Raw genomic sequence first — 25,788 nt, 5'->3', positions numbered from 1 at the left:
TTCCTCGACAGAATTAATTCGCGGGTTTCGTGGCTGCCGCGTTGATCGCCCTGGCCGTCAGGGAAACCGTCAATGGCGTGGTTGCATTGCTCGGGATACTGACCATCTGGCGCCACACGGCGCTGTCCAGTTCGCGGTAGGACACCACCAGGCCGAGCAAACGGCTTTGCTCGTCGAGCCTGCGCTCCAGGGTCAGTTGTTGACCCGGCTGGATCAGCAATTCGTCCTGCGCCACCAGGTCCGTGGCCAGGGTCGCGCTGGTGGCATTCACCAGGGAGAAATAGTCGGCGCGACTGAAGACCGCACCGCTCTTCAATTCATACAAGCGCACCCGCACAGGCGTCGCCTGGCCGCCCGCCGAAAGATTCAGATCGGCAGCGGCCTGGATATGCATGACAACGACAGTAGGGTTAGGGGGCGGCGGACTCGAAGCACAGGCCGTCAGCAGTAGTAGTGTTGCGAACAACAAGAACTTTGGCATGTCGTCGTCCTCACTGACATTTATTATTCCAAATCGAAACTACCGATAGCCAAACAAGATCAACTCACTATTTAATAGCCATTAGCCTGCACCCAACTAACTGATGGCACTTAGCCTTCGCATAACTTGGAACTTTGTTCTTCATAAGCACGACTGAATTCGCGCCCGAACAAATCCTCGAAATCATCTTCAGCCTCTCTGGAAATGTTCGCATAGAGTTCCGTGAACAACTCCCAGTATTGCGCTTGACGTCTACCCGGCAGCAAAGCGCCAATCCCCGAAGGTTGACTTAAACGCGCTTCCAGTACCGCCGGCTGAAAACGCTTGAGCAGGTGTTTGATCGAGGCTTGCACGCCCGCCATGACGGCCAGTTGATGCGCTTTCAGGTCGTCGAAGCTTTCCTTGATCGCCTGGTCGGCCGGCATGAAGGCCTGGTTGCCGGAGCGCAGCAACAGCAGCAGCGCTTCATCGACATTGGGGGCGAATTTGAGGGGGTTGTTCTCCACCGGGCGGATCATGGTCTGGGCCATGCGGAACTCACCCTTGAGGCTGGCGCGGGCGCGCAGCACCTCGATCAAGCCCTCGACCATATGCCGGTAACTGCGGCCGATGGCCTCCATCTGGGCGCGGGTTTCGCCTCTGTCGATACGCAATTGCTCGAGCCCCGCGCCCCTGAGAAAGGCTTCCAGCACCTCGTCGCCGCTCCCGGTGGCAGGTGCTGGAGCCGGAGCCCGTGGCAAGGCCGGCTCGGGTGCGCTGCTGGCTATGCTCTCCGGTGCCGCTGGCAATGGTTGCGGCTGGGCCTGCGCGGTGGCTTGCACAGTGGCCGGCGCCACGGGCGCCGGGCCCGCGCCCAGTTCGGCGAAGGGGTCCCAATCCGCCGGAATCGCTGCTGCCGCGCCGGTTTCGCTGGCCTGGGGGGCGCTGGGCCGCTGGGGTTCAGGCGGGCGAAAATCATGGCGTTCGGGCGGCACGTGGTCGGCCTGGGCCGGTGGCGGCACCGCCGGGGCCGCGAGAAAGTCGAACAGGTCGGGCTTGGTGTCCAGGGGCGAACCGCCCGCCTGGATCTGTACCCTGCTAGGGGGCGCCGCAGCCGCGCCGGGAATCTCGCCAGGCGCCTGGCGCTGCATCAGCGCATCGAAGCCGGTAAAGGGATCGCTCGTCCCGGGCGCGCCGTTGATGATCTGTGGCGCGCCGTTGATCTGCACCAGGATGTCGTACTCGCCGACGCGCAGCAGTTCGCCGTCCCGTAATGGCTCGCTGTTGCCGCGATGCATGCGCACGCCGGCATTCACCAGATGCACGCCGTTGGTGCTGGTATCGGTCAGGTAGTAGGTGCCGTCACGCAACTGAATGACGCAATGCTGGCCGGACACCAGGCGCTCCGGGTCTGGAAGTATCCAGTCGTTCTCGGGGTTGCGGCCGATTTTCAGCTCACCGCGATCAAGCTCGAACTCCGCGCGTTGGCCGGGAGTCAGCTTGTGATAACTGGTGATTGTCAAACGCAGCGGCATTAGAACTCCTTGTAAGGTATTGCTCAATAACAACAACTCGGGTATGCCAGCGAGTGCAAGCCGAGTATAGCCCCCTAAAAGATTTCGGTGTCGTCAAAGTTCCTGCGCTTATATTCGCTTTTTTCAAATAAGCCCTATAGCCAAAGAAACTAAAAAATAACCTGCGACCACCTATCTTCAAACATCTCAGTGTTCACCCCACTGGTCGGAGAGTTTCTTGACAACAATTGAACTGGGCTAAAACTTCAGTTCAATTGTCGAGTTCAGAGATAACTCTAAAAAGTGGCTCTGGATAGAACACTGATCCGCAGGAAATGGATTGAGTCGTGCGCTCGCCCTGACCGGGCGCCGATTGCCGGGCCGATATGGAGATCACGTCCGTGGTGGATGTACAGCGCTTGTTGGAAACCATTTCCCCCGACTCCCCCTGTGGCGGCGACCTCGAGTACGACGCCGCATTTCTTGAGCTTGAACGCGCGGCGCAAGGCCAACCCGAACGGCAGATGGGCGATTCCGTGTTGCCCGCCACACCGCCGGAATGGCGCCAGGTGCGCGACCTCTGCGTCGAGCTGTTCAAGCGCAGCAAAGACCTGCGCATCGCCAACTACTTCCTGCAAAGCGCCATTGCCCTGCAAGGCTTGCCCGGCCTGGTGCAAGGGTTGCAGCTGATCCAACAGTTGCTCGCGCAGTATTGGGACAACCTGCATCCCAGGCTGGATGCAGAGGATGACAATGACCCCACTTTCCGTATCAACGCCCTCGCCGGCCTCAACGCCGAGTCGGTCATTCACCTGCTCTGGGGCATGCCGCTGCTCAGCTCGCGGGCCTTTGGCAACGTCGGCCTGCGGGCCGCGCTGAATGCCGCGGGCTTGCAGCGCTTCGCCAGTGAAAGCCTGAGCTCGGACCAGCTCGGCGCGGCCTTCCAGGACTGCGCGGGCGAACAGCTCGAGGCCTGCCGCGCGGCCCTGAACGATGCCCATGGCACGCTGTTGACCATAGAGCGCGAGGTCAACGAACGGGTCGGCTCCAACCGCGGCGCGGACCTGGGCACGATCAAGCAACTGCTTCGGCATGCCGTGCAAATCATCGCCGAGCACGCCCCTCAGCCGGGCGTTTCCAGCCCTGTCGCGGATGCCGGCGAGGGTATCGATGCCACCACGTCCGTAGCCGCCGTCGCCGTCGCGCCGCGCATCGCTGGCGAGATCGGCAACCGTGACGATGTGCTGCGCAGCCTCGAACGCATCCTCGGTTATTACGCCAGGCACGAGCCCTCCAGCCCGGTGCCCGTGCTCTTGAACCGCGCCAAGAGCCTGGTCAGCGCGGATTTCGCCACCATCGTCAGCAACCTGATTCCGGACGGCTTTTCCCAGTTCGAAAAATTGCGCGGGCCCGAGGGTCAACAGTCCGAGTGAAAACGCTTAACCGACGCCCATCCAACACAGCCGCATAGGCAGCGCAGGAGGAAAAATGGCTAACACCAGCAGCCAGAAATTCATCGCCCGTAACCGTGCTCCCCGGGTGCAGATCGAGTACGACGTAGAGCTTTACGGTGCGGAGAAGAAGGTGCAGTTGCCCTTCGTCATGGGGGTGATGGCCGACCTTGTCGGCAAGCCCGCCGAGCCGCTGCCGGCAGTGGCCGACCGCAAGTTCCTGGAGATCGATGTCGACAACTTCGACTCGCGGCTCAAGGCGATGAAACCGCGGGTGGCGTTCAACGTGCCCAATGCCCTGACCGGTGAAGGCAACCTGAGCCTGGACATCACCTTCGAGAGCATGGACGACTTCAGCCCGGCCGCGGTGGCGCGCAAGGTCGATGCCCTCAACCAACTGCTTGAAGCCCGCACCCAGCTGGCCAATCTGCTGACCTACATGGACGGCAAGACCGGCGCCGAAGACATGATCATGAAGGCGATCAAGGACCCGGCCCTGTTGCAGGCCTTGGCCAGCGCGCCGAAACCGACCGAACCCGAGCCGCAAGCCTGACAGAGGACGCAGACCATGGCCGATTTGATGAAAGACCAGCAGGCCCAGGAAGGCGCCGCGACCGGACAACCGAGCGACTTCGCCGCCCTGCTCCTGCAAGAGTTCAAACCCAAGACCGAGCACGCCCGCGAGGCGGTGGAAAGCGCCGTGCGCACCCTCGCCGAACAGGCCCTGAGCAAGACCGAGCTGATCTCCAACGACGCAATCAAATCCATCGAGTCGATCATCGCCGCGATCGATGCCAAGCTCACCGCACAAGTCAACCTGATCATGCATCACGCCGACTTCCAGCAACTGGAAAGCGCCTGGCGCGGCCTGCACTACCTGGTCAACAACACGGAAACCGACGATCAGCTGAAGATCCGCGTGATGAGCATCGCCAAGGGCGACCTGCACAAGACCCTGAAGAAGTTCAAGGGCACCGCCTGGGACCAGAGCCCGATCTTCAAGAAAATGTACGAAGAGGAATACGGCCAGTTCGGCGGCCAGCCGTTCGGCTGCCTGGTGGGCGATTACTACTTCGACCAATCGTCGCCGGACGTCGAGCTGCTCGGCGAGATGGCCAAGGTCTGCGCGGCGATGCATGCGCCTTTCATTAGCGCGGCCTCGCCGACGGTGATGGGCATGGGCTCCTGGCAGGAGCTGTCCAACCCGCGCGACCTGACCAAGATCTTCACCACGCCGGAATACGCTGCCTGGCGTTCGCTGCGCGATTCCGAGGACTCGCGCTACATCGGCCTGACCATGCCGCGCTTCCTCGCCCGCCTGCCCTACGGCGCCAAGACCGACCCGGTGGATGCCTTCGCCTTCGAAGAGCAAACCACCGGCGCCGACAGCTCCAAGTACACCTGGGCCAACTCGGCCTATGCCATGGCGGTGAACATCAACCGCTCGTTCAAACTCTATGGCTGGTGCTCGCGGATTCGCGGCGTGGAGTCCGGCGGCGAGGTGCCGAACCTGCCGACGCACACCTTCCCCACCGACGACGGTGGCGTGGACATGAAGTGCCCGACCGAAATCGCCATTGCCGACCGGCGCGAGGCGGAGCTGGCGAAGAACGGCTTCATGCCGCTGCTGCACAAGAAGAACACCGACCTCGCCGCCTTCATCGGCGCGCAATCGCTGCAGAAACCGGCCGAGTATGACGACCCCGACGCCACCGCCAACGCCAACCTGGCGGCACGCCTGCCCTACCTGTTCGCCACCTGCCGCTTCGCCCATTACCTGAAGTGCATCGTTCGCGACAAGATCGGCTCGTTCAAGGAAAAGGACGACATGCAGCGCTGGCTGCAGAACTGGATTCTCAATTACGTCGACGGCGACCCGGCCCACTCCACCGAAACCACCAAGGCGCAGCACCCCCTGGCCGCGGCGGAGGTGGTGGTCGAGGAAGTCGAGGGCAACCCCGGTTACTACAGCTCCAAGTTCTACCTGCGCCCGCACTACCAGCTCGAAGGGCTCACGGTATCGCTACGGCTGGTATCCAAGCTTCCATCCGCCAAGGCGGTTTGATCCATCCCAGGTGGCACTCGCCGTGGTGGCGGGTGCACTGCAACACAGCGTGGCCAATCGCTGGAGCACAGTGGTGTAGACCACTCAAGGAGGCATGATGGCTGTTGATATGTTTATCAAGATCGGCGACGTCAAGGGCGAGTCCCAGGACAAGAACCACAAGGAGGAGATCGACGTGCTCTCCTGGAGCTGGGCCATGGCCCAGTCCGGCAACATGCATGTGGGCGGTGGCGGCGGTGCCGGCAAGGTCAATATCCATGACCTGACGTTGACCAAGTGGGTGGACAAGTCCTCCCCCAACCTGATGATGGCCTGCTCCAGCGGCAAGCATTACGACGAGGCCAAGCTGACGGTGCGCAAGGCCGGCGGCGACGATCCAGTGGAGTACCTGACCATCACCCTCAAGGAGGTCCTAGTGTCCTCGATCGGCACCGGCGGCAGCGGTGGCGCGGATCGCCTGACCGAAAACATCGCGCTGAATTTCGGCCAGGTGCTGGTCGACTACCAGCCGCAGAAGCAGGACGGCTCCAAGGACGGCGGCCCGGTCAAGTACGGCTGGAATATCCGCCAGAACGTCAAGGTGTGACGACAGCCACCCTGCTGCCATGGCGCAGGGTGCTCGTCTTGTAGCAAGGCCAGGGCGCAACAGGAGGTTCGATAATGGCCAGACCCGCATTCATCAATCTGTGGAACAACTATCCGACTGAAAGCCAGCCTTGCGATGGCGGTTGGGAGAATCAATGCGCGATCCGCATGAGCATTACCCTCAACGCCGAGCGCAGCATCCAGGTGGATGCCCACACCTATTCCGAACCGCGCTGCAGCCACGGCCACGCCCGCGGTGCCGAGTCGCTGGCGAACTGGCTGTGGCGACAGCATCTGGGCCGGCCGAGCATCTTCACCGACGCCGCCAAGGCCAAGCTGCAGCTCACGGAGAAGAACGGCATCATTTTTTTCAAGGATTGCTTTACCCGCAGTGGCGAGACTCGCGCGGTCGGCGACCATATCGACCTGTGGAGCCGCGGTTTCACCAAGACCTACGACGACCCGGCCAACCATTCCGCCCAGGTGTGGTTCTGGGAGCTGTCATGAGTCGACACCTGCTGCCCCTTGTCGCCGCGGGCTTGTCGTATCTGATTCTTCCGGCCTGCGCGCAGAACCCGGTCGATAACCCCACCCAGGCGCGCTTCCTTGCCCGGGATCTGCAACTGGAGGAGCGCAATGGCAACTGTCGCGTGCGGGTCCCGGAGCAACCCGGCATCGACCTGAGCCTGAAATGGCCTTGCCAGTTCCACCGGGATGCCAGCGGCGCGCTGCGCACCAAGCAGGTGGGTGCACGCCAGGTGATCCTGGTGGAAAGCAGCGAGCCGATGCCCGCGCCCAGTCGGGATTGCCGCACCGAGATCCAGGCGATACGCGGCGGTTCCGGGCAGGGTCTGGAAGCCTCGTCGGCGGTGAGCCGGGTGGCCGCCTGCCCGCCATTCCAGTGGGATGAGAAAGTTTTTATCGGCTTGTTCGAACCCGACGTTTGAGCGCACGCAAGGGCTCGGCTCGAAGCCTGCGAATAAGGAGATCGCGATGAACGTCGACGACGGCGAAATCGGGCTGTTCGAGTTGCGCAGCCTCGGCTGCGCCGACAGGGATAACTGAAGATGGCCGAGCTGACCCTGCAAGAACGCCTGCAACCCTCGTTGCTCGATCGCCTGACCGACGAGGATCCGCACAACCCGAAAGAAGCCGCCGAGCGCCGCGTCATGTCGATGAACCAGCTCAAGGCTTCGGTGCTGCGCGACCTGGCCTGGCTGTTCAACACCTGCGTGCTGTTCGATCCGGAGCAGGCCGCGCAGATGCCAGCGGGCAGCTCGGTGCTGAATTTCGGCCTGCCGCCCCTGGCCGGGCATACCGCCTCGAGTGTCGATGTACAGGCCATCGAAGCCTTGTTCAGCGACACCATCGCCGCGTTCGAACCGCGCATCCTCAAAGGCTCGCTGAAGGTTCGCGCGCAACTCGACGGCAATGACATGAGCCACAACGCCCTGAGCTTCGAGATCGAGGGCGATCTGTGGGCCGAGCCGGTGCCCCTGCGCTTGCTGCTCAGCACCGCCCTCGACCTGGAAACCGGGCACGTCAAGGTGACGCCGGCCGAGCCCGCCAGGAGACGCCAATGAACCCGCGCATGCTCGAGTATTACAACCAGGAGCTGCAGCATATCCGCGAGAGCGCCGCCGAGTTCGCCCAGGAATTCCCCAAGATCGCCAGCCGCCTGACCCTGTCCGATATCGAATGCGCCGACCCCTATGTCGAGCGTCTGCTGGAGGGCTTCGCCTACCTGAGCGCGCGGGTCCACCTGAAGCTGGACGCCGAATACCCGACCTTTACCCACAATCTGCTGGAAGTCGCCTACCCCCATTACCTGGCGCCAACCCCTTCGGTGGTGGTGGTGCAGCTGGTCGCCGACCCCAACGAGGGTTCGCTGACCAGCGGCTTCAGGGTCGAACGCCAGGCCGCCCTGCGCGGCCAGCTGGGCCATGGCGAGCAGACCGCCTGCGAATACCGTAGCGCCCATGCGGTGACGATGTGGCCGTTGCAGGTCAGCCATGCCGACTACTTCGGCAACCCGGCCGCGACCCTCGGCCGACTGGCCGCCAGCGAACCCAAGGCCAAGGCCGGGCTGCGCCTGCGCTTGCGCTGCGGCGCCGGGTTGCCGTTCAACGCCCTGGCGCTGGACAGCCTGCCGCTCTACCTCAACGGCGCCGACGAGCAACCTTTCCGTCTGTACGAGCAACTGCTCGGCAACGCCTGCGCGGTGTTCATCAAGAGCCTCGACGGCGACTGGGCCGAGCGCTTGCCTCTGGAGAGCCTCAAACCCCGCGGCTTCGACGATCAGGACGCGGTGCTGCCGGTGGTGCCCCGGGCCTTCCAGGGGTATCGCCTGCTGCAGGAATATTTCGCCCTGCCCAACCGCTTCCTGTTCGTCGACTTCACCGGGCTGAGCGCCGGTGTGCAGCGCTGCAGCGGCCAGGAACTGGAGTTGGTGGTGCTGTTCGATCGCCTCGACAGCACCCTGGAAGGCACGGTGTCGGCGGCCCAGTTCGTGCCCTTCTGCACCCCGGCGGTGAACCTGTTTCCTCGCCGCGCCGATCGCATCCACCTGAGCGAACGGGTGCATGAGCACCAGGTGATCGCCGACCGCACCCGGCCGCTGGATTTCGAGATCCATTCCCTGACCCAGGTCACCGGCCATGGCAGCGGCCCCGAGCAGCCGTTCCAGCCGTTCTATGCGATCCGCGATCCGCTGCGTTATGGCCGCGAGCAGGCCTACTACATCGTCCGCCGCGAGCCGCGTCGCTTGTCCAGCCAGCAACGGCGACGCGGGCCGCGCTCGACCTATATCGGCAGCGAAACCTTCGTCTCGCTGGTGGATGTCAACCAGGCGCCCTATCGCTACGACTTGCGCCAGCTCGGTCTCGGCGTCCTGTGCACCAACCGCGACTTGCCGCTGCTGATGCCGGTGGGTACCGGCAAAAGCGATTTCACCCTGGAAGACAGCGCCCCGGTGCTGGCCGTGCGCTGCCTGGCCGGGCCAAGCCGGCCGCGGCCGAGCCGCGCCCACGATGCCAGTGCCTGGCAGTTGATCAGCCAGCTATCGCTGAACTACCTGTCGCTGAGCGAACAGGGCCAGGGGGCCGCGGCGCTACGCGAATTGCTGCGCCTGTACGGCGATCCCGGCGATGCGGCGCTGCAGTTGCAGATCGAGGGCCTGCGCCAGGTGCGCAGCACGCCCTGCACCCGCAGGTTGCCGATGCCGGGACCGATTGTGTTTGGCCGTGGCCTGGAGATCAGCCTGGAGTTCGACGAAAACGCCTTCCGCGGCACCGGCGTGTACCTGCTGGGCGCGGTGTTCGAGCGCTTCCTGGCCCGTTACGTGTCGATCAACAGTTTCACCGAAACCGTACTGCGCACCACCGAGCGCGGCGAAATCATGCGATGGCAGGCGCACCCCGGATGTCGACCGAACCTCTGAAACCGCTGCACAGCATCGCCCGGATGGCCGACGAGCCCTGGGCCTACGACTTCTTCCAGGCGCTGCGGCGCATCGAGTGCGAGGCCAGCGACCGGCCGCGCATCGGCCATTCCCTGCGCTTGCACGACGACCCGCTGCGCCTGGGGCAGAAACCCGACTGCGGCTTCGCCCCCTCGACCCTGGCCAGCATCCAGGTCGACCCCGAGGGCGCCGCGCCGCGCATCGAACAGTTGTTCTTCGGCATGACCGGGCCCAACGGCCCCCTGCCGCTGCACCTGACCGAATACGCCCGCGATCGTCAGCGCAACAACGACGACGCCACCTTCACGCGCTTTCTCGACGTGTTCAATCACCGCTTGCTGTGCCTGTTCTACCGCGCCTGGGCCGAGGCGCGGCCGACCGTCAGCCATGACCGCCCCGACCACGACTACTGGTCGATGCGCCTGGCCGCGCTGTCCGGACGGGGCATGAGCAGCCTGCTCGGCCAGGGCCCGATCGCCGACTCGGCGCGTTACCACTTCACCGGCCACCTGGCGGCACAGACCCGCTACCCGGACGGCTTGCGCGCCATCCTGGAAGACTACTTCGGCGTGCCGGTAAGCATCGAGGAATACATCGGCCAATGGTTGGAGTTGCCGCAGCGCAGCCAGCTGGGCGTGGCGCTCTGCTCGCTCGGCAGCGACCTGAGCCTGGGCACCCACGTCTGGGATCGCCAGCATAAATTCCGCATCCGCCTGGGGCCTTTGAGCCTGGAGCAATACCGACGCCTGCTGCCCGGCCAGGCAAGCTTCGGCGAACTGGCCGCCTGGGTCGCCGAGTACCAGGGCGAGGAGCTGGATTGGGAAGTCAATCTGCTGCTGCGGCACCAGGAAGTGCCGCGCATCGATCTCGACGGCCAGACCCGCCTGGGCTTCGACACCTGGCTCGGCAGCCCGTCGACGGATGCCGGCGACCTGCTGCTGGCCCGCGAATACGCCAGCCATACCACCCCTTCAAGGAGTTGCGATCATGAGTGAGATCAGCCGCGTCGCGCTGTTCGGCAAGTTGAACAGCCCGGCCTACAAGGCCATCGAAGCCGCCACCGTGTTCTGCAAACTGCGCGGCAACCCCTATGTGGAACTGGTGCATTGGCTGCATCAGCTCCTGCAATTGCAGGACTCCGACTTGCATCGCCTGGTCCGCCAGTTCAGCCTCGACCCGGCGCGCCTGTCCAGGGATATCACCGACGCCCTGGACCGCCTGCCGCGCGGCTCGACCTCGATCACCGACTTGTCCTTGCAAGTCGAGGAAGCCGCCGAGCGCGGCTGGGTCTATGGCAGTCTGCTGTTCGGCGAGAGCCAGGTGCGCAGCGCCTACCTGGTCGTCGGCATGCTCAAGACGCCGAGCCTGCGCCACGCGCTCTCGGCCATCTCCCGCGAGTTCGACAAGATCAAGGTGGAGCACCTGATCGAGCGCTTCGACGAATACCTCGGCGACTCGCCGGAAAACGGCCTGGCCGCCAGCGACGGTTTCAACGCTGCCGCCACGCCGGGCGAAGCCAGTGGCGCCATGGCACCCAGCGCGCTGGGCAAGCAGGAGGCGCTCAAGCGCTTTACTGTGGACCTCACCGAACAGGCCCGCAGCGGCAAACTCGACCCCATAGTCGGGCGCGACGAGGAGATCCGCCAACTGGTCGACATCCTGATGCGCCGCCGGCAGAACAACCCCATCCTCACCGGCGAGGCCGGAGTCGGCAAGACCGCGGTGGTCGAGGGCTTCGCCCTGCGTATCGTCGCCGGCGACGTGCCGCCGAGCCTCAAGGACGTCGAGCTGCGCAGCCTGGATGTCGGCCTGTTGCAGGCCGGCGCGAGCATGAAGGGCGAGTTCGAGCAGCGCCTGCGCCAGGTCATCGAGGATGTGCAGGCCTCGCCCAAGCCAATCATCCTGTTTATCGACGAGGCCCATACCCTGGTCGGTGCCGGCGGCGCGGCCGGTACCGGCGATGCCGCCAACCTGCTCAAGCCGGCCTTGGCCCGTGGCACCCTGCGCACCGTGGCGGCAACCACCTGGGCCGAATACAAGAAGCACATCGAGAAGGACCCTGCCCTGACCCGGCGCTTCCAGGTGGTGCAGGTCGACGAGCCGTCCGAGGCCAAGGCGATCCTGATGATGCGCGGCGTCGCCTCGACCATGGAGCAGCACCACAAGGTGCAGATCCTCGACGAGGCGCTGGAGGCCGCGGTCAAGCTGTCGCACCGTTATATTCCGGCCCGCCAGCTGCCGGACAAGTCGGTGAGCCTGCTCGACACCGCCTGCGCGCGGGTCGCCATCAGCCTGCATGCGGTGCCGGCGGAGGTGGACGACAGCCGTCGACGCATCGAGGCGCTGAGCACCGAGCAGGCGATCATCGGCCGCGAGCAGGCCATTGGCATCGACATCGGTACTCGCCAACAGGATGTCGAGGCGGCCCTCGGCGAGGAACGCCAACGCCTGGCGACCCTGGAGGCGCGCTGGAGCGAAGAGAAAGCCCTGGTCGATGAACTGCTGGCGACCCGCGCCACCCTGCGTGCCGCCGCCGAACCGCTGGACGACACCAGTAGCGAGGCCGCTGTGCCAGCGCCGCGCCTGGATGAAGCCGAACGCAAGGCATTGCGCGACAAGCTCCATGACCTGCAGAGCCGCCTGGCGGCCTTGCAGGGCGAAAGCCCGTTGATCCTGCCAACGGTGGATTACCAGGCGGTCGCCGCGGTGGTCGCCGACTGGACCGGCATCCCGGTGGGGCGCATGGCGCGCAACGAAATCGACACCGTGCTCAGGCTCGACGAGCACATGAAAAAACGCATCATCGGCCAGGACCATGCCCTGGCGATGATCGCCAAGCGCATCCAGACCTCCCGCGCCGGGCTGGACAACCCCAGCAAGCCGATTGGCGTGTTCCTCCTCGCCGGCACCTCGGGCGTGGGCAAGACCGAAACCGCCCTGGCCCTGGCCGAGGCCCTGTACGGCGGCGAGCAGAACATCATCACCATCAACATGAGCGAGTTCCAGGAGGCGCACACCGTCTCCACCCTCAAGGGCGCCCCGCCCGGCTATGTCGGTTACGGCGAAGGCGGCGTGCTGACCGAGGCGGTGCGGCGCAAACCCTACAGCGTGGTGTTGCTGGACGAGGTGGAAAAGGCCCACCCGGACGTGCACGAAATCTTCTTCCAGGTGTTCGACAAGGGCGTGATGGAGGACGGCGAAGGCCGCCTGATCGACTTCAAGAACTGCCTGATCCTGCTCACCACCAATGCCGGCACCGAAATGATCGCCAGCCTGTGCCGCGACCCGCAACGGCTGCCCGATCCCGATGCCATCGCCAAGGCCCTGCGCGAGCCATTGCTCCAGGTCTTCCCGCCGGCCCTGCTCGGGCGCCTGGTGACCGTCCCCTACTACCCGCTGAGCGACGAGATGCTCAAGGCCATCACCCGCCTGCAACTGGAACGGATCAAACGCCGCGTGGAAAGCGGACACAAGGTGCCCTTCGCCTACGACGACAGCGTGGTCGACCTGATCGTCTCGCGCTGCAGCGAGATCGAGAGCGGCGGACGGATGATCGATGCGATCCTGACCAATACCCTGTTGCCGGACATGAGCCGGGAATTTCTCTCCCGCATGCTCGAGGGCAAGCCGCTGGCGGGCGTGCGCATCAGCCAGCGGGACAATGCGCTGCATTACCTGTTCGACCCGCATAGTTCCGAGACGAGCGACTGACGCCCGAACGCGAGCCAGAGGAAGCCGTTTATGGCAATCACGCAAAGCACCCGCCTGGTGCAGGTCGACAGCCCCCTCGGCGGCGAGGTCCTGCTGCTGCAGGGCATGGAAGGCAGCGAGGAGCTGGGGCGGTTGTTCCATTATGAGCTGGACCTCACCTCCGAAGACCGGGCGATCAAGTTCGACCAGTTGCTGGGTAAGCCGATGGGCCTGACCCTGGAGCTGCACGACGGCGGCAAACGCTACTTCCACGGGATTGCCTGCGGCTGCCGGCAACTGACCGGCCACGGCCAGTTCGCCGGTTATCGGGTCAGCCTGCGCCCCTGGTTCTGGCTGCTCACGCGTACTTCGGACTGCCGGATTTTCCAGAACAAGACGGTGCCGGACATTATCAAGCAGGTGTTCCGCGACCTCGGTTTCTCCGACTTCGAAGACAACCTGAGCGGCAGTTACCGCGAGTGGGAATACTGCGTGCAATACCGCGAAACCAGTTTCGACTTCATCAGCCGGCTGATGGAGCAGGAAGGCATCTACTACTACTTCCGCCATGAGAAAGCCCGTCATGTATTGGTGCTGGCCGACGCCTACGGCGCCCACTCGACGGTGGCGAACTACGCCTCGGTGCCCTTCTACCCGCCCGATCAGCAGATGCGCGAGCGCGACCACTTCTACGACTGGCAACTGGCGCGGGAAGTCCAGCCTGGCTCGCTGGCGTTGAACGACTACGACTTCCAGCGCCCCGGCGCCAGCCTCGAAGTGCGCTCCAGCGTGTCGCGCAGCCACAGCAACGGTGACCATCCGCTCTACGACTACCCGGGCGAGTACGTGCAGAGCAAGGATGGCGAGCATTACGCACGCACCCGCATCCAGGCCATTCACAGCCAGTTCGAGCGTGTGCAGTTGCGCGGTCGGGCGCGTGGCCTGGGTTGCGGGCATCTGTTCAAGCTGACCGGCTACGAGCGCGCCGACCAGAATCGCGAATACCTGGTGGTGGTCGCACGCTATCAGATCCGCCAGGAGCTTTATGAAAGCGGGCAACTGGACCTGGCCGAGCAGTTCATCAGCGAACTGGACTGCATGGATGCCAGCCAGGCCTTCCGGCCCCTGCCCCTGACGCCCCTGCCGATTGTCCGCGGGCCGCAGACCGCCAGGGTGGTAGGCCCCGCTGGCGAGGAGATCTGGACCGACCAGTATGGCCGGGTCAAGGTGCATTTCTATTGGGATCGCCACGACCAGTCCAACGAAAACAGCTCCTGCTGGATGCGCGTGTCACAGGCCTGGGCCGGCAAGAACTGGGGGTCGGTGCAGATCCCGCGGATCGGCCAGGAAGTGATAGTCGGTTTCCTCGAAGGCGACCCGGATCGCCCGATCATCACCGGCCGCGTCTATAACGCCGAACAGACCGTGCCCTACGAGCTGCCGGCCAATGCCACCCAGAGCGGGGTGAAAAGCCGCTCGAGCAAGGAGGGCTCGCCGGCCAACTTCAATGAAATCCGCATGGAAGACAAGAAAGGCGCGGAGCAGTTGTTCATCCACGCCGAGAAGAACCAGGACATCGAGGTCGAGAACGACGAGACCCACTGGGTCGGCCACGACCGCAGCAAGACCATCGACAACGACGAGACCGTGCACGTCAAACACGACCGCACCGAAACCGTGGATAACAACGAAACCATCACCATAGGCGTGGATCGCAAGGAAAAGGTCGGCAATAACGAGACCATCTCCATCGGCGTGAACCGTACCGAGGATGTCGGCAGCGACGAGAAAATCACCATCGGCGCCAATCGCACCGAGGACGTGGGCAACAACGAGCGCATCACCATAGGCGCGGATCGCACGGAAAAGGTCGGTGCCAACGAGACCATCACCATCGTCAGCAACCGCACCGAGGACGTGGGCGGCAACGAAACCATCGGCATCACCGGCAACCGCAACGAGACGGTCAAGGGCAACGAAGGTATCGAGATCAACGGCAACCAGAGTACCCAGATCGGCCAGAACGAATCCCGCGACGTCAACCAGAACCGCACCACCAACATCCAGCAGAACGACAGCCTGGACGTCGGCAAGAACTTCTCCCTCACCGCCGGCGACTCCATCACCCTGACCACGGGCGCGGCCAGCATCACCATGAAAAAGGACGGCACCATCATGATTCGCGGCAAGGACATCACCATCGACGGCTCCGGCGCCATCAACATCAAGGCCAACAGGAACGTTGTGGTCAAAGGCCAGAAGATTCTGCAGAACTGAGCATGGAGCACAGACCATGAGCGTCAAACAGCACCTTCCCGTCAAAATCCCCGCGCGCTTGGATGGCGTGGTCATCGGCATTCTGCTGGACGTTCCCCAGGCCGGCGCGCCGGTGGTGGCATTTCCCGGCTGCCCCAGCGAAACCGGGATCGCCGCCCGCACCACCACCGAGCTCAGTCGCGACGACATCGGCGCCCAGGTCGCACTGATGTTCGAAGCCGGCGACCCGAGCCAGCCGCTGGTGATCGGCCGCATTCAGCGTCTCCCTGAAACGACCGTCCCCGCCATTGCCCATCTGGATGGCGAACGCCTGGAATTCACCGCCGAGCGGGAAATCGTGCTGCGTTGCGGCAAGGCCAGCATCACCCTGACCCGAGCCGGCAAGGTGATTATCCAGGGCGCCTACCTGTCCAGCCGCTCCAGCGGGGTCAACCGCATCAAGGGCGGTTCGGTGCAGATCAACTAGACAGGTATCCGGCCTATGGAACTGCTCAACGCCAGCAAACTGCTTGCGGCCTATACCCAGGGCCTGGAGCCCGATGGCCGCGAATCCCTGGTGGTGGTGGCCAAAGGCACGTTCAACCTGCCCCTGGACGGCCGCGCGGCCACCCTCGCCGACACCCAGCAACCGCTGCTGATGGCCGACACCTTCCTCGGCGAGCCGGGCCTCAGCGCCCCGCTGCAGGAAATGGACTTCGCCCCGGTCAAGCCATGCTGCGATGTCCTGGTCCGCGGCAAGGCCTACGCGCCAGGCGGGCGACCCGTGACGCAGCTGACCGCGGGCATTCGCGTCGGGCGGATGAGCAAGGCTTTTTCCGTCCTCGGTCCACGGCAATGGCAATCGGGGCTGTTGGGCGTTGCTCCCGGCTTGCCGCAGCCCTTTACCGAGCAGGACATCTCCTACGCCCGGGCGTTTGGCGGCAGCCATCCGATCGCCAACGACCCCCAATTGCGTCACTGCTACCTGGACAATCCGATCGGTTGCGGCTGGTACCCACGCAGCGCTGACAGTGCCGACATCGTCGGTATGCCGATGCCGAGCACCGAGGAGTTGGGCAAACCTATCGACAGTCCCTCTGGCGACTTCCGCCCCATGGCCCTCGGCCCCATCGGCCGTGGCTGGCCACAACGCGCCCGCTTCGCCGGCACCTACGACGAGGCCTGGCTGGCCGACTGTTTTCCCTTTCTGCCGGCGGATTTCGACAACCGCTACTTTCAGGCGGCCCCTGAGGATCAGCAGACCCACTACCTGCGCGGTGGCGAGGATGTGCTGTTGCTCAACCTCACGCCCCAGGAGCGCGCGGGCTTTCGCATTCCCGAAATGGAGGTGCCGGTGACCTTCTTTCTGAAAAAAGGCGGTCATGAAACCGTGCAGGCAGTGATCGACACCCTGCTGATCGACACCGACACGCGCCAGGTGCAGTTGACCTGGCGTGTCTCCCGTCCGCTACGACGCAACCTGTTCGAGATCGCCCAGGTGCTGGTCGGCACTATGTCCACGGGCTGGTGGCGCGCCCGCGAACTGGGCAAGGATTACTACCCGTCGCTCTCCTCCCTGGTGAAAGCCAAACGCGCGCCCGAGGAGGCGAGCTGATGACCGCGCTTTGCATCATCGGCTCCGGCATGGTCAGCGCTGTCGGCCTCAGCGCACCCGCGAGCTGCGCAGCGATCCGCTGCGCTATCGATAACTTCCAGGAGACCCGCTTTATCGACCGCGGCGGCGAATGGCTGATCGCTGCCAGCGTGCCCCTGGAACAGCCCTGGCGTGGGCGCAGCAAGCTGATCAAGATGGCCGCCCGGGCCATCGCCGAGGCGCTGCAGAGCACGCCGGGCCTCGCCCCGGAGAAAACCCCGCTGCTACTCGGGGTAGCGGAGGCCGACCGCCCCGGCCGTCTCGACGGCCTGGATCTCAGCCTGCTGCACGACATTGAGCATGAACTGGGCGTGCGTTTTCATGGCAGCTCCAATGTCATTGCCCGTGGCCGGGTCAGCGGCGCGGTCGCCCTGCTCAATGCGCGCAAACTGATTTACCAGCAAGGCCATCGCCACGTGCTGATCGCCGGCGTCGACTCCTTCCTCAGCGGGCCGACCCTGGCCGCCTTCGAAGAGCGCGAACGCCTGCTCACCAGCCAGAACTCCAACGGCTTTATTCCCGGCGAAGGCGCAGCCGCCGTGGTGGTCAACGCCCCGACCGCCAGCGAAACACCGCAGCTGGCCTGCATCGGCCTGGGGTTCGGCGTGGAGAAAGCCACGGTGGAGGCCGAAGACATTCCGCTGCGCGCCGACGGCCTGACACAGGCCGTGCGCGCGGCCCTGAGCGAAGCCGGCTGCGGGCTGGAGCAGATGGATTATCGGCTCACCGACATCTCCGGCGAGCAGTACTACTTCAAGGAAGCCTCCCTGGCCCTGAGCCGCACCCTGCGGGTGCGCAAGGAGTTCTTCCACCTCTGGCACCCCGCCGACTGCATCGGCGAAACCGGCGCCGCCATCGGCCCGGCGATGCTCGCCGTGGCCCTGGCCGCCAGCCGCAAGGGCTATGGCGAAGGCCCGAATATCTTCTGCCACCTCGGCAACGACGCCGGGCAACGCGCTGCTGCGCTGCTCAGTTATCAGACTGTGAGGGCTGCGTGATGGGCAACGAGGTCTTTGCCAACAATATGGAGATTTCCTGCAAGGCAGCGGATGGCAAGTCAGTGGCCTGCTTCCCTGATGTCTGCTTCACCCCGCCCCAGGCTCCGCCGACACCGACAGGGGTGCCCATTCCCTACCCCAATACGGGTATGGCCAAGGACACCACCAAGGGAAGTCGGACGGTGAAGATCACCCGTAAAGAGGTGATGCTGAAGAACAAGAGTTACTTCAAGACCAGCTATGGAGACGAGGCCGGTTGCGCGCCGAAAAAGGGCGTCATCACCAGCAAGATCAAAGGCAAGGTGTATTTCAATTCCTGGTCGATGGATGTGAAGTTCGAGGGAGAGAATGTGGTCAGGAATATGGATCTGACCACCCATAATCATGCGTCGCAGCCGGGTAATAGCCCAACCTGGCCCTATATTGACACGGCCGCGGCGGCCAACAGTTCCCATCCCTGCCACAACGTAGTGAAGGGGCTGAAGGATAACAATTGCCAGCGTCATGTCGATGCAAACACCTATTCCACAGACGCGATCAATCGGGCCGGAGCATCAGAGGCCTTGTGTGGCGATCCAAAATGCAAAAAGGCGATGGAGTGCGTGCTTACACCCTATGAACCATCGAACTGCTGCGATGGGAAAACACCACACCATATAGTGCCTAAATCACAATTCAAGGAGAGAGGGAAAGGTGGCAAGGCGCTCCTGCTCGATGCACAAGGAGCCAATAAGTACGACCCCAACAAGGCGCCATGCATTTGCGAAGATGGCCATAGCCATTCCACTGGAACGCACGGCGACATTCATGAAGAGACGAACCTCCTCACGGTGAACCATCCGACCGTTAAGCCAAAAGTCACCGGCAAGACCATTGCATCGGATGCACGATGGAGTGTTGCCGAAGCCGAAGCAGTTGGAGCGGAAGCCGCCCAGAAAGGGGGGAGCAAATGCGATAAGGAGTGCACGAAAAGCCAAGTAAGAGAAAGCCATCAAAAGATGAATATCGGCCCGACCGAGCAAATCCGTCCGTCAACGGCCGGACGCGTTCCAGAACCTTCAAATCCGACAACTTTCTGATATTGCCCTCTACTTATGAAGGATATCTAAATGCCAAACACTCCATTGAATGGTCTTGTCATACGCACGGCTATAGCTCGCCAGCCTGGGATGGGTTTCATTTATGCAGCCGATCCTCAGAAAGAAGCCGATGAGGTTCCCCATGCCATTATCTTCAAATATAAGGATGGCGAATTTATTCGAACCGACGCCAACTACGACGCCCATTCGCTAGCCATAGTTTCGCAGCCTGGACCTGGTCTCATTGACGTATCCGGCTCCGGCTATTATTCAGCGATCATGGCAAGCGGTACGAGTAGCGGCGACATCTTCGACGACAGCACACCCGCGCCTCAAAACCCTAGAACGGGCGGCATCCGCTCCGTGGCAGAAATTGGCGGCGTTGCCTTCGCCGTTGGCCTGAGGGGAATGGTGTATCGCTTCGAGGGCCCTAAACACTGGACACGTATCGATGATGGCTTACCGGAAACTTTCAATGCGCAGGCAATTCACGGCTTCTCTGGTAGTGAAATCTATGCAGTTGGCCGCGAGGGCGCGATATGGCGATTCGATGGTCATCATTGGCATCCTTGCGAGTCACCAACATCGGTGACTCTCACATCGATCAAATGCGCGCCTAATGGCATCGCTTACATAGCGGGCCATCGCGGTGTACTGCTGCAAGGGCGCAATGATATGTGGAGCGTCGTAGATCAAACGGAAACTTCCGATGACATCTGGGATTTGGAATGGTTTATCGATGCTCTTTACGTATCAACCATGTCGAATGTCTATCGTCTGAAACAATCGCAATTGGAACCTGTGGATTTCGGTGATGATCGTCCAAAGTCCTGCTACCAACTGAGCGCTGGCAAGGACGTCATGTGGTCGAATGGTGAGTTCGATCTCATGTCTTTCGATGGAATTGAATGGACGAGGATCGTTTGAGCAATTGCCTGGTTTTGAGCACGGGCGTTCCCCCGACAGGTTTCTTACGATGTCTTCAATTGTGAATATGATTGACCAACATGCCGAAGAAGCCGCCTTCCTCGCCGGCCTGCGCGACTACGCCGTGCGAGCGCCCCACTATGACCTCCAGCACTTGACCACCCTGGACAACCGCATCGAAGCTCACCTGGATGGTCTGCGCATAGCGGGTTTGCCCGGGCTGGAAGCCTTGTCGCAGCAACTGAGCCCCAACGCACGGGGCGAGGTATTTGCCGCCACGGTGCTGTCCTTCGAGACAAACAATGCGACAGCCATGGGCATCCTGGCCGAGCATGTACGCGTGCATACGGGCAGCGAGCGCTTTATGGCCGCGGCCTTGGGTTGGCTCGACTGGGAGCGGGTATCGCCCTGGATCGAGCGCCTGCTCGCCTCCCCCGAGCCCCTGTTCCGCCGCATCGGCCTGGCCGCCTGCGGCATGCACCGCCACGACCCAGGCCCCGCCCTGCTGGCCGGACTGTCCCATGCCGACCCCAGCGTGCTGGCACGTGCCGCTCGTAGTGCCGGCGAGCTGCGTCGTCGTGACCTGATGCCGGCGATTCGTGCCCACCGGCAGCATAAGGATGCAGCCCCACGCTTCTGGGCCAACTGGGCCACCGCGCAGATGGGCGACGAGGAAGCACTGGAGCCGCTGCGCCAGTTCGCCGAGCAAGCGGGCGAATTCCAGTACCGCGCGCTCTGCGTATTGCTGGCCTGGCAAAAGCGCGAGCACAGCATCGCCTGGATCCGCCAGTTGATGCAGAACCCCGAGCAGCGGCGCATCGGCATCCAGGCTGTTGGGCTATTGGGAGATCCGGTCAGCGTGCCCTGGCTGATCCAGCAGATGAGCGACCTGCCTCATGCCCGTGTCGCTGGCGAGGCCTTCAGCCTGATGACTGGCGCCGACCTGGCGCTGCTCGATCTGGAGTTGCAGGACCTGCCGGATTTCGATGCCGGCCCGAACGACGACCCTGAAGATGCCAATGTCGTCATGGACCCCGATGAGAACCTGCCCTGGCCCGACCCGCCGTTGATCGCAGCCTGGTGGCAAGCCCATGGAGGCGATTTCCAGGCGGGCGTGGGCTATGTGCTGGGGCTGCCACAGAGCGAAAGCAGTTATCGGCAAGCGCTGATCCGCGGCCAGCAACGCCAGCGTATCGCCGCAGCCTACGGTATCGCTCGCTTGTGGCCGACCGAAGCGCTTTTCCCCACCAGCGCGCCCGCCTGGCGGCAAAAGGCATTGTTGGGGGAGCCGGCGGGGTTCGGGCGATGATGAGCAGGCGGCTGCCCCGGATTGCGCCGGACTACCCCCGCTCCGGTAGACATCTCACCGACCTATGCTTGGATGACTATGCAGACGGTTCATGGCAATGGCTTCCCTCGCCGACTTCAGGTTTTGTCGGCCCATACACGCTGATCACCAGTCACACCCCGTACATCTTCCAGGCCGATAAGAAGGGCTGAGGTTCGAATCGAATTGTTCACAACGCGCATGTCATCCCACTCAAGGGCGAATCGATGCGCAGACTCAAGAACAGGAAGCGCTGAAGAGCAACGACCACTCCGCCTACCGGAGGGATGGTCAAATCGACTCCAATGTGCATAAACCTCATTTGTGGACTCCTTCTCGAGGTTGACTACGTTCGCACCGTCAGTCTGGCACTCAAGACGCCGAAGTGAGGTCCATCCCATTGCTATTGGCCGATTTGCGGACTTTAGACTAGCCTGATGGAGCAACTGTCCAGCAAATACCACTTACATGTTGGTCGGTGTCAGGCTGTCGAGGAACTCTTAATGTTAAGGGTTTACAAAGAGTTATGGATGGCGGTGCCGAACAGTTTATTGGCTTGAACGCGCCGACACGCTGAACACAGACAACATTCACAACAAAAGAATCGTGGAGTAGCAGTGTCGTAGCCGGGGGACTCCGATGCGTTCTGAGCCCCTAAGCGGGGCATCAGCATCCAGCTCGGAACTCTGTAATGTCCCTCCCATCCGCCGCGCGAGGAAGAAATTTTTCCAGCAGGCTCCGTTCATAACTTAAACCGGAGTCGGAGTTGCTCCAGCCCGTACAGCCAAGGAGGCAAAGATTGGCTAACGAAGTTTTCGCCAACGGCCGTGAAATTTCCTGCAAGGCCGCCTCTGGCAAGGCAATCTGCGCCTTCCCCGACGCCTGCTTCACACCACCGCAGGCACCGCCAACCCCGGCGGGAACCCCTATTCCCTACCCCAATACAGGCATGGCCAGGGACACCAGTCGGGGCTCGCGCACGGTGAAGATAACTCGGCGAGAGGTCATGCTGAAGAACAAGTCCTACTTCAGGAAAAGCACCGGCGACGAGGCGGGATCGGCCCCGAAGAAAGGCATAGTGACCAGCAAGAACAAGGGCAAGGTGTACTTCGTCAGTTGGTCCATGGACATCAAGATCGAAGGCGAAAATGTGGTCCGCCACCTGGATATGACCACCCATAACCACGCTTCCGATCCAGGTAATACCGTACCTTGGACCTACCAGGACCGCATGGCGCTCGGCATGAAGACGGGCCAATGCAACGACGAGATCGACGCTGCGAAGACGGCCTGCGGGGACGACCTGAACCTGAAGGCGACATGCCCGCCCGAGAGCTGGCAAGTGGCCAGTGAACGCAAGAAATTTGACAGCGAGCGCAAGGCCGGGGCGGACAAACAGACGCGGAATAATATCCGCAAGGAAATTAGGCGACTCGAAAGGCGGCTGTTCGGCGCGTTGCAGAAGACCCCCTGCCAACGGACACTGCGCTGCTTTCTCACCCCCTACGACAGCGACCATTGCTGTCCCGGCCAGACGCCCGACCACCTCATCGAAGTGAAATGCATCGTCGAAGCCGGAGGACACCGTCGGAAGGGTGGAAAAAGAACTGGCTGGGACGATTACGACTCCAACAAGGCACCCTGTCTGTGTGCCGAAGGCGAAGCAGCCACGGTCAGCAGCCATGGGGTGCTCTCGGCGAGACGCAAGGTGGCGATGAACGCCCACGGTTCGAGCGCCATGAGCCTCGATGACGCCGCAACCATAGGCGCAAAATCGGCCTCCACCACCTTCAAGGGCTGCTCGGAAAAATGCCTCAAAGCACAACTCATGGACTACCACCAGAAGGCACGAACCGACCCGAGCGCAACCTTGCGCCCTTCCTCTCACGGGATGGGGAAGAAAGACAATGTGAGGAGACGCTTGCTGGCACAGTCCGCCGAGTTAATGAACGGTTAGACGGGAGATCCCCCATGCCACCACAGGCTCCAAGACAGATTCCTGGCATGACGCTTGTCGATGCACGGCCCGTCGCACCAGGCAGTGGTGCCCTTATCGTTTCCGTTGATGAGCTGTTTCAACAGGACGAACCCAATGCAGTGCTCAGCTGGCTGGAGGCCGGTAAGCTGACCTCTATTCCCGTCGAATGGAACGCCTGTTCGGTCGATATCCGCCAGATCCATCCCTATCCACAGGCTATCTATCTGGGAGAAGCTGGCCAGCTCGTTCGGTTCGACGGCCAGGGCTTCCATGAGCTTCCGTCCATTGAGGGGGTGGAGCAGCGGGGCCCGCTGCGCTCGATCAGGAGCATAGGCATGGACTTCACGCTGGCGGTGGGTACGGTGCTACAGGTGTATTGCAGCCGGGACTGGACCCTCTGGGAAGCGGAAACAATTCCCTTGCTATCAGGCGAACAGGCCGTGGATTTAGCTGTGGAAGCAGTGGCAGCCTTTTCCAGCGATGAACTGTATGCCGTCGGCTGGCAGGGATTGCTCTGCCGGCGGACAGCAGTTGGCTGGGAGCGCCTGAACGCCCCTACCAACCTGGACCTCTTCGACCTTGTCTGCGCCGAAGATGGCTCGGCATATGCCGTGGGAGACGAGGGCATTATTCTCAAGGGGCGCGGCGATGCCTGGGCCCTGATTGAGCAAGACAAAACGTGCGAGAAGCTGTGGGGTGTCGCCTCTTTCGCCGGGCGCGTGTTCGTATCCGATATGCATCTGCTCTATGAGATCGTCGACAATGACCTGATTCCCCTCACGCCACCTGATGACGAGGTATTCCCCTCCTCCACTTACCGCCTGAGAACCACCGAAGGGGTGCTCTGGTCGGCCGGAGGCAAGGAGCTGTTCGAGTTCGACGGCCAGCGCTGGAAACCACTGCTGAGCTTCTTCGACCGGGGCTGACGGCCGAGCGCGGTAATGTGCAGGTCAATGGCGCCCTGAACGCCAGCGGTGCCAACGCAGGTGTGCAACTGAATGCCAAGCAGGCAGCATCCAGGTCCACGATAATATAGCCCTGACTGGGGCTGGCTCGAGCCTGGAACTCAACCAGCGCCTTATCGCGCTCCCGACGCCACACCGCGATTCAGCTGTTCGCGCAGGAACTCGATAAACACCTGCACCGGTCGCGATCCCTGGCGGTGCTGCGGGTAGACCGCCGACAAGGCCAGGGGCTCGGGGTGGAAGCCATCCAGCACCGACACCAGTCGCCCGTCCTTGAGCGCGGCCTCGACGATAAAGGTCGGCAGGTAAGTGATGCCCATGCCGGCGATGGCTGCGTCCTTGAGCAATTCGCCGTTGTTGACCCGCATCCTGCCGGTGACGTTGACCAGCAAGGGCTTGTGGCCCTGCCCTTCGAAACGCCACTGCACCTGGCGGCCGTGGCCGTAAGGCAGGCAGTCGTGGCCTTGCAGCTCCTCGGGCCTGAGCGGGGTGCCGCGCTCGGCCAGGTAAGCCGGGCTGACGCAATACACCCGCTGGATCGAGGCGATGCGCCGGGCGATCAGCGTCGAGTCTTCCAGCACGCCGATGCGCAAGGCCAGGTCGTAGCCCTCGCCGAGCAGGTCCACCGGGCGGTCGCTGAGATCGACCTCGACCGTGACGTCGCGATAGCGCTGCAGGAACAGCGGCAACAGCTCCCCCAGATGGGCCATGGCGAACGACAGCGGCGCGCTCAGGCGAATGGTGCCCCGGGGCTCGACGGTCTGGCCGGCGATGCCCTGCTCCACCTGCTCGACTTCGCTGAGCAGGCGCAGGGCCGACTCGTAGTAGCTCTGCCCCAGGGGCGTCACGTCCAGGCGCCGGGTCGAGCGATTGAGCAGGCGCACGCCCAGGCGTTCTTCCAGTTGCATCAAGCGCCGGCTGACGAACTGCTTGGACAGGCCCAACTGATCCGCCGCCGCGGTGAAGCTGCCGGAGTCCATGACCTGGCAAAAAATACGCATGTCTTCGAAGGGGTTCATTGTCACTCTCTGGTTGACAGCTGAACGCTTTATAGCGGCTTTTTCGCGTTCCGGCACCTCATTCCACCTGGAAAACCACATCGCCCGGTTTTACGACGGCTGCGCCGCCGATCGCAGGCTACGCCAGCGGCTACAGGGACCGCGATGCCTGTGTAGCCGCTGCCGAGCTTGCGAGGCTGCGAACGGCAACGCAGTTGCCGCAAAACCTGAGTCCGCGATCTGCCTGGAAAACCACATCGCCTGGTTTTACGACGGCTGCGCCGACGATCGCAGCCTGCGGCAGCGGCTACAGGGACCGCGATGCCTGTGTAGCCGCTGCCGAGCTTGCGAGGCTGCGAACGGCAACGCAGTTGCCGCAAA

General features: G+C 62.9%; 22 protein-coding genes. 19 read left to right on the top strand and 3 right to left on the bottom strand.

The genetic code is table 11. The features are described 5' to 3' along the window. Window positions 1-13: 13 nt before the first annotated feature. A complete protein-coding gene (gene tssJ / locus ACTJKT_RS29345) occupies window positions 14-481 on the bottom strand; it encodes a type VI secretion system lipoprotein TssJ (protein WP_440789941.1) in 468 nt (155 codons plus the stop codon). A gap of 110 nt (window positions 482-591) precedes the next feature. Further along, the gene (gene tagH, locus ACTJKT_RS29340; protein ID WP_440789939.1) at window positions 592-1,995 is read right to left on the bottom strand and encodes a type VI secretion system-associated FHA domain protein TagH; all 1,404 of its coding nucleotides are present in this window, start codon (window positions 1,993-1,995) and stop codon (window positions 592-594) included. A 365-nt stretch (window positions 1,996-2,360) separates the two neighbouring features. Here tagH and tssA point away from each other — a divergent pair, with 365 nt between their 5' ends. The 19 genes from tssA to ACTJKT_RS29245 all read left to right on the top strand — a co-directional run bounded on the left by tssA (window position 2,361) and on the right by ACTJKT_RS29245 (window position 24,370). Then, window positions 2,361-3,407 carry a type VI secretion system protein TssA gene (gene tssA, locus ACTJKT_RS29335; protein WP_440789937.1) on the top strand — a complete coding sequence of 349 codons (1,047 nt, stop codon included), beginning with the start codon at window positions 2,361-2,363 and terminating at the stop codon, window positions 3,405-3,407. A gap of 55 nt (window positions 3,408-3,462) precedes the next feature. Beyond that, a complete protein-coding gene (gene tssB / locus ACTJKT_RS29330) occupies window positions 3,463-3,978 on the top strand; it encodes a type VI secretion system contractile sheath small subunit (protein ID WP_009049566.1) in 516 nt (171 codons plus the stop codon). A gap of 15 nt (window positions 3,979-3,993) precedes the next feature. Next, window positions 3,994-5,490, top strand: a complete 1,497-nt coding sequence (gene tssC / locus ACTJKT_RS29325; RefSeq protein ID WP_440789935.1) for a type VI secretion system contractile sheath large subunit — start codon at window positions 3,994-3,996, stop codon at window positions 5,488-5,490. A gap of 97 nt (window positions 5,491-5,587) precedes the next feature. Beyond that, window positions 5,588-6,076, top strand: coding sequence for an Hcp family type VI secretion system effector (locus ACTJKT_RS29320; protein ID WP_009044340.1), 489 nt, complete (start codon window positions 5,588-5,590; stop codon window positions 6,074-6,076). Between the two features lie 74 nt (window positions 6,077-6,150). Beyond that, on the top strand, window positions 6,151-6,582 hold the full coding sequence (locus ACTJKT_RS29315; RefSeq protein WP_440789932.1) for a type VI secretion system amidase effector protein Tae4: 432 nt from the start codon (window positions 6,151-6,153) through the stop codon (window positions 6,580-6,582). Beyond that, complete coding sequence (locus ACTJKT_RS29310; RefSeq protein WP_440789930.1) at window positions 6,579-7,022, top strand: hypothetical protein; 444 nt, start codon at window positions 6,579-6,581, stop codon at window positions 7,020-7,022. The genes ACTJKT_RS29315 and ACTJKT_RS29310 overlap by 4 nt, the downstream gene beginning before the upstream one ends. A gap of 120 nt (window positions 7,023-7,142) precedes the next feature. Continuing rightward, the gene (gene tssE / locus ACTJKT_RS29305; RefSeq protein WP_440789928.1) at window positions 7,143-7,658 is read left to right on the top strand and encodes a type VI secretion system baseplate subunit TssE; all 516 of its coding nucleotides are present in this window, start codon (window positions 7,143-7,145) and stop codon (window positions 7,656-7,658) included. Beyond that, window positions 7,655-9,514: a type VI secretion system baseplate subunit TssF gene (gene tssF, locus ACTJKT_RS29300; protein ID WP_440789926.1), complete on the top strand. Its 1,860-nt coding sequence runs from the start codon at window positions 7,655-7,657 to the stop codon at window positions 9,512-9,514. The genes tssE and tssF overlap by 4 nt, the downstream gene beginning before the upstream one ends. Continuing rightward, window positions 9,496-10,530 (top strand): type VI secretion system baseplate subunit TssG, encoded by a 1,035-nt coding sequence (tssG, locus tag ACTJKT_RS29295; RefSeq protein WP_440789924.1) that lies wholly within the window; start codon window positions 9,496-9,498, stop codon window positions 10,528-10,530. Before tssF ends, tssG begins: the two co-directional genes overlap by 19 nt. Continuing rightward, entirely contained in the window at window positions 10,523-13,246 is a 2,724-nt protein-coding gene (gene tssH / locus ACTJKT_RS29290) for a type VI secretion system ATPase TssH (RefSeq protein ID WP_440789922.1), read from the top strand. The genes tssG and tssH overlap by 8 nt, the downstream gene beginning before the upstream one ends. A 30-nt stretch (window positions 13,247-13,276) precedes the next feature. Continuing rightward, window positions 13,277-15,502, top strand: coding sequence for a type VI secretion system Vgr family protein (locus ACTJKT_RS29285; RefSeq protein ID WP_440789920.1), 2,226 nt, complete (start codon window positions 13,277-13,279; stop codon window positions 15,500-15,502). A 16-nt stretch (window positions 15,503-15,518) separates the two neighbouring features. Continuing rightward, window positions 15,519-15,968: a DUF6484 domain-containing protein gene (locus ACTJKT_RS29280; protein ID WP_169914167.1), complete on the top strand. Its 450-nt coding sequence runs from the start codon at window positions 15,519-15,521 to the stop codon at window positions 15,966-15,968. Window positions 15,969-15,983: 15 nt separating this feature from the next. Next, window positions 15,984-17,096, top strand: coding sequence for a DUF2169 family type VI secretion system accessory protein (locus tag ACTJKT_RS29275; protein ID WP_440789918.1), 1,113 nt, complete (start codon window positions 15,984-15,986; stop codon window positions 17,094-17,096). After that, the gene (locus ACTJKT_RS29270; RefSeq protein WP_440789976.1) at window positions 17,093-18,133 is read left to right on the top strand and encodes a hypothetical protein; all 1,041 of its coding nucleotides are present in this window, start codon (window positions 17,093-17,095) and stop codon (window positions 18,131-18,133) included. Before ACTJKT_RS29275 ends, ACTJKT_RS29270 begins: the two co-directional genes overlap by 4 nt. Further along, window positions 18,133-19,212: an HNH/endonuclease VII fold toxin-2 domain-containing protein gene (locus ACTJKT_RS29265; protein WP_169914169.1), complete on the top strand. Its 1,080-nt coding sequence runs from the start codon at window positions 18,133-18,135 to the stop codon at window positions 19,210-19,212. The genes ACTJKT_RS29270 and ACTJKT_RS29265 overlap by 1 nt, the downstream gene beginning before the upstream one ends. A 30-nt stretch (window positions 19,213-19,242) precedes the next feature. Continuing rightward, window positions 19,243-20,139 (top strand): hypothetical protein, encoded by an 897-nt coding sequence (locus ACTJKT_RS29260; RefSeq protein ID WP_025810237.1) that lies wholly within the window; start codon window positions 19,243-19,245, stop codon window positions 20,137-20,139. Between the two features lie 49 nt (window positions 20,140-20,188). Beyond that, window positions 20,189-21,448, top strand: a complete 1,260-nt coding sequence (locus ACTJKT_RS29255; protein WP_440789916.1) for a TIGR02270 family protein — start codon at window positions 20,189-20,191, stop codon at window positions 21,446-21,448. Window positions 21,449-22,265: 817 nt separating this feature from the next. Continuing rightward, complete coding sequence (locus tag ACTJKT_RS29250) at window positions 22,266-23,423, top strand: PAAR-like domain-containing protein (protein WP_440789914.1); 1,158 nt, start codon at window positions 22,266-22,268, stop codon at window positions 23,421-23,423. A 47-nt stretch (window positions 23,424-23,470) separates the two neighbouring features. Then, entirely contained in the window at window positions 23,471-24,370 is a 900-nt protein-coding gene (locus ACTJKT_RS29245; protein ID WP_440789912.1) for a hypothetical protein, read from the top strand. Window positions 24,371-24,522: 152 nt separating this feature from the next. Here ACTJKT_RS29245 and ACTJKT_RS29240 read toward each other — a convergent pair whose 3' ends face one another. Then, on the bottom strand, window positions 24,523-25,428 hold the full coding sequence (locus tag ACTJKT_RS29240) for a LysR family transcriptional regulator (RefSeq protein WP_440789910.1): 906 nt from the start codon (window positions 25,426-25,428) through the stop codon (window positions 24,523-24,525). Window positions 25,429-25,788: the final 360 nt, after the last annotated feature.

This window comes from Pseudomonas sp. 22526, from assembly GCF_052044735.1.
Classification (GTDB): domain Bacteria; phylum Pseudomonadota; class Gammaproteobacteria; order Pseudomonadales; family Pseudomonadaceae; genus Aquipseudomonas; species Aquipseudomonas piscium.
Note: the sequence above shows the minus strand (reverse complement) of the source record. Positions and strands in the feature narration are given on the sequence as shown.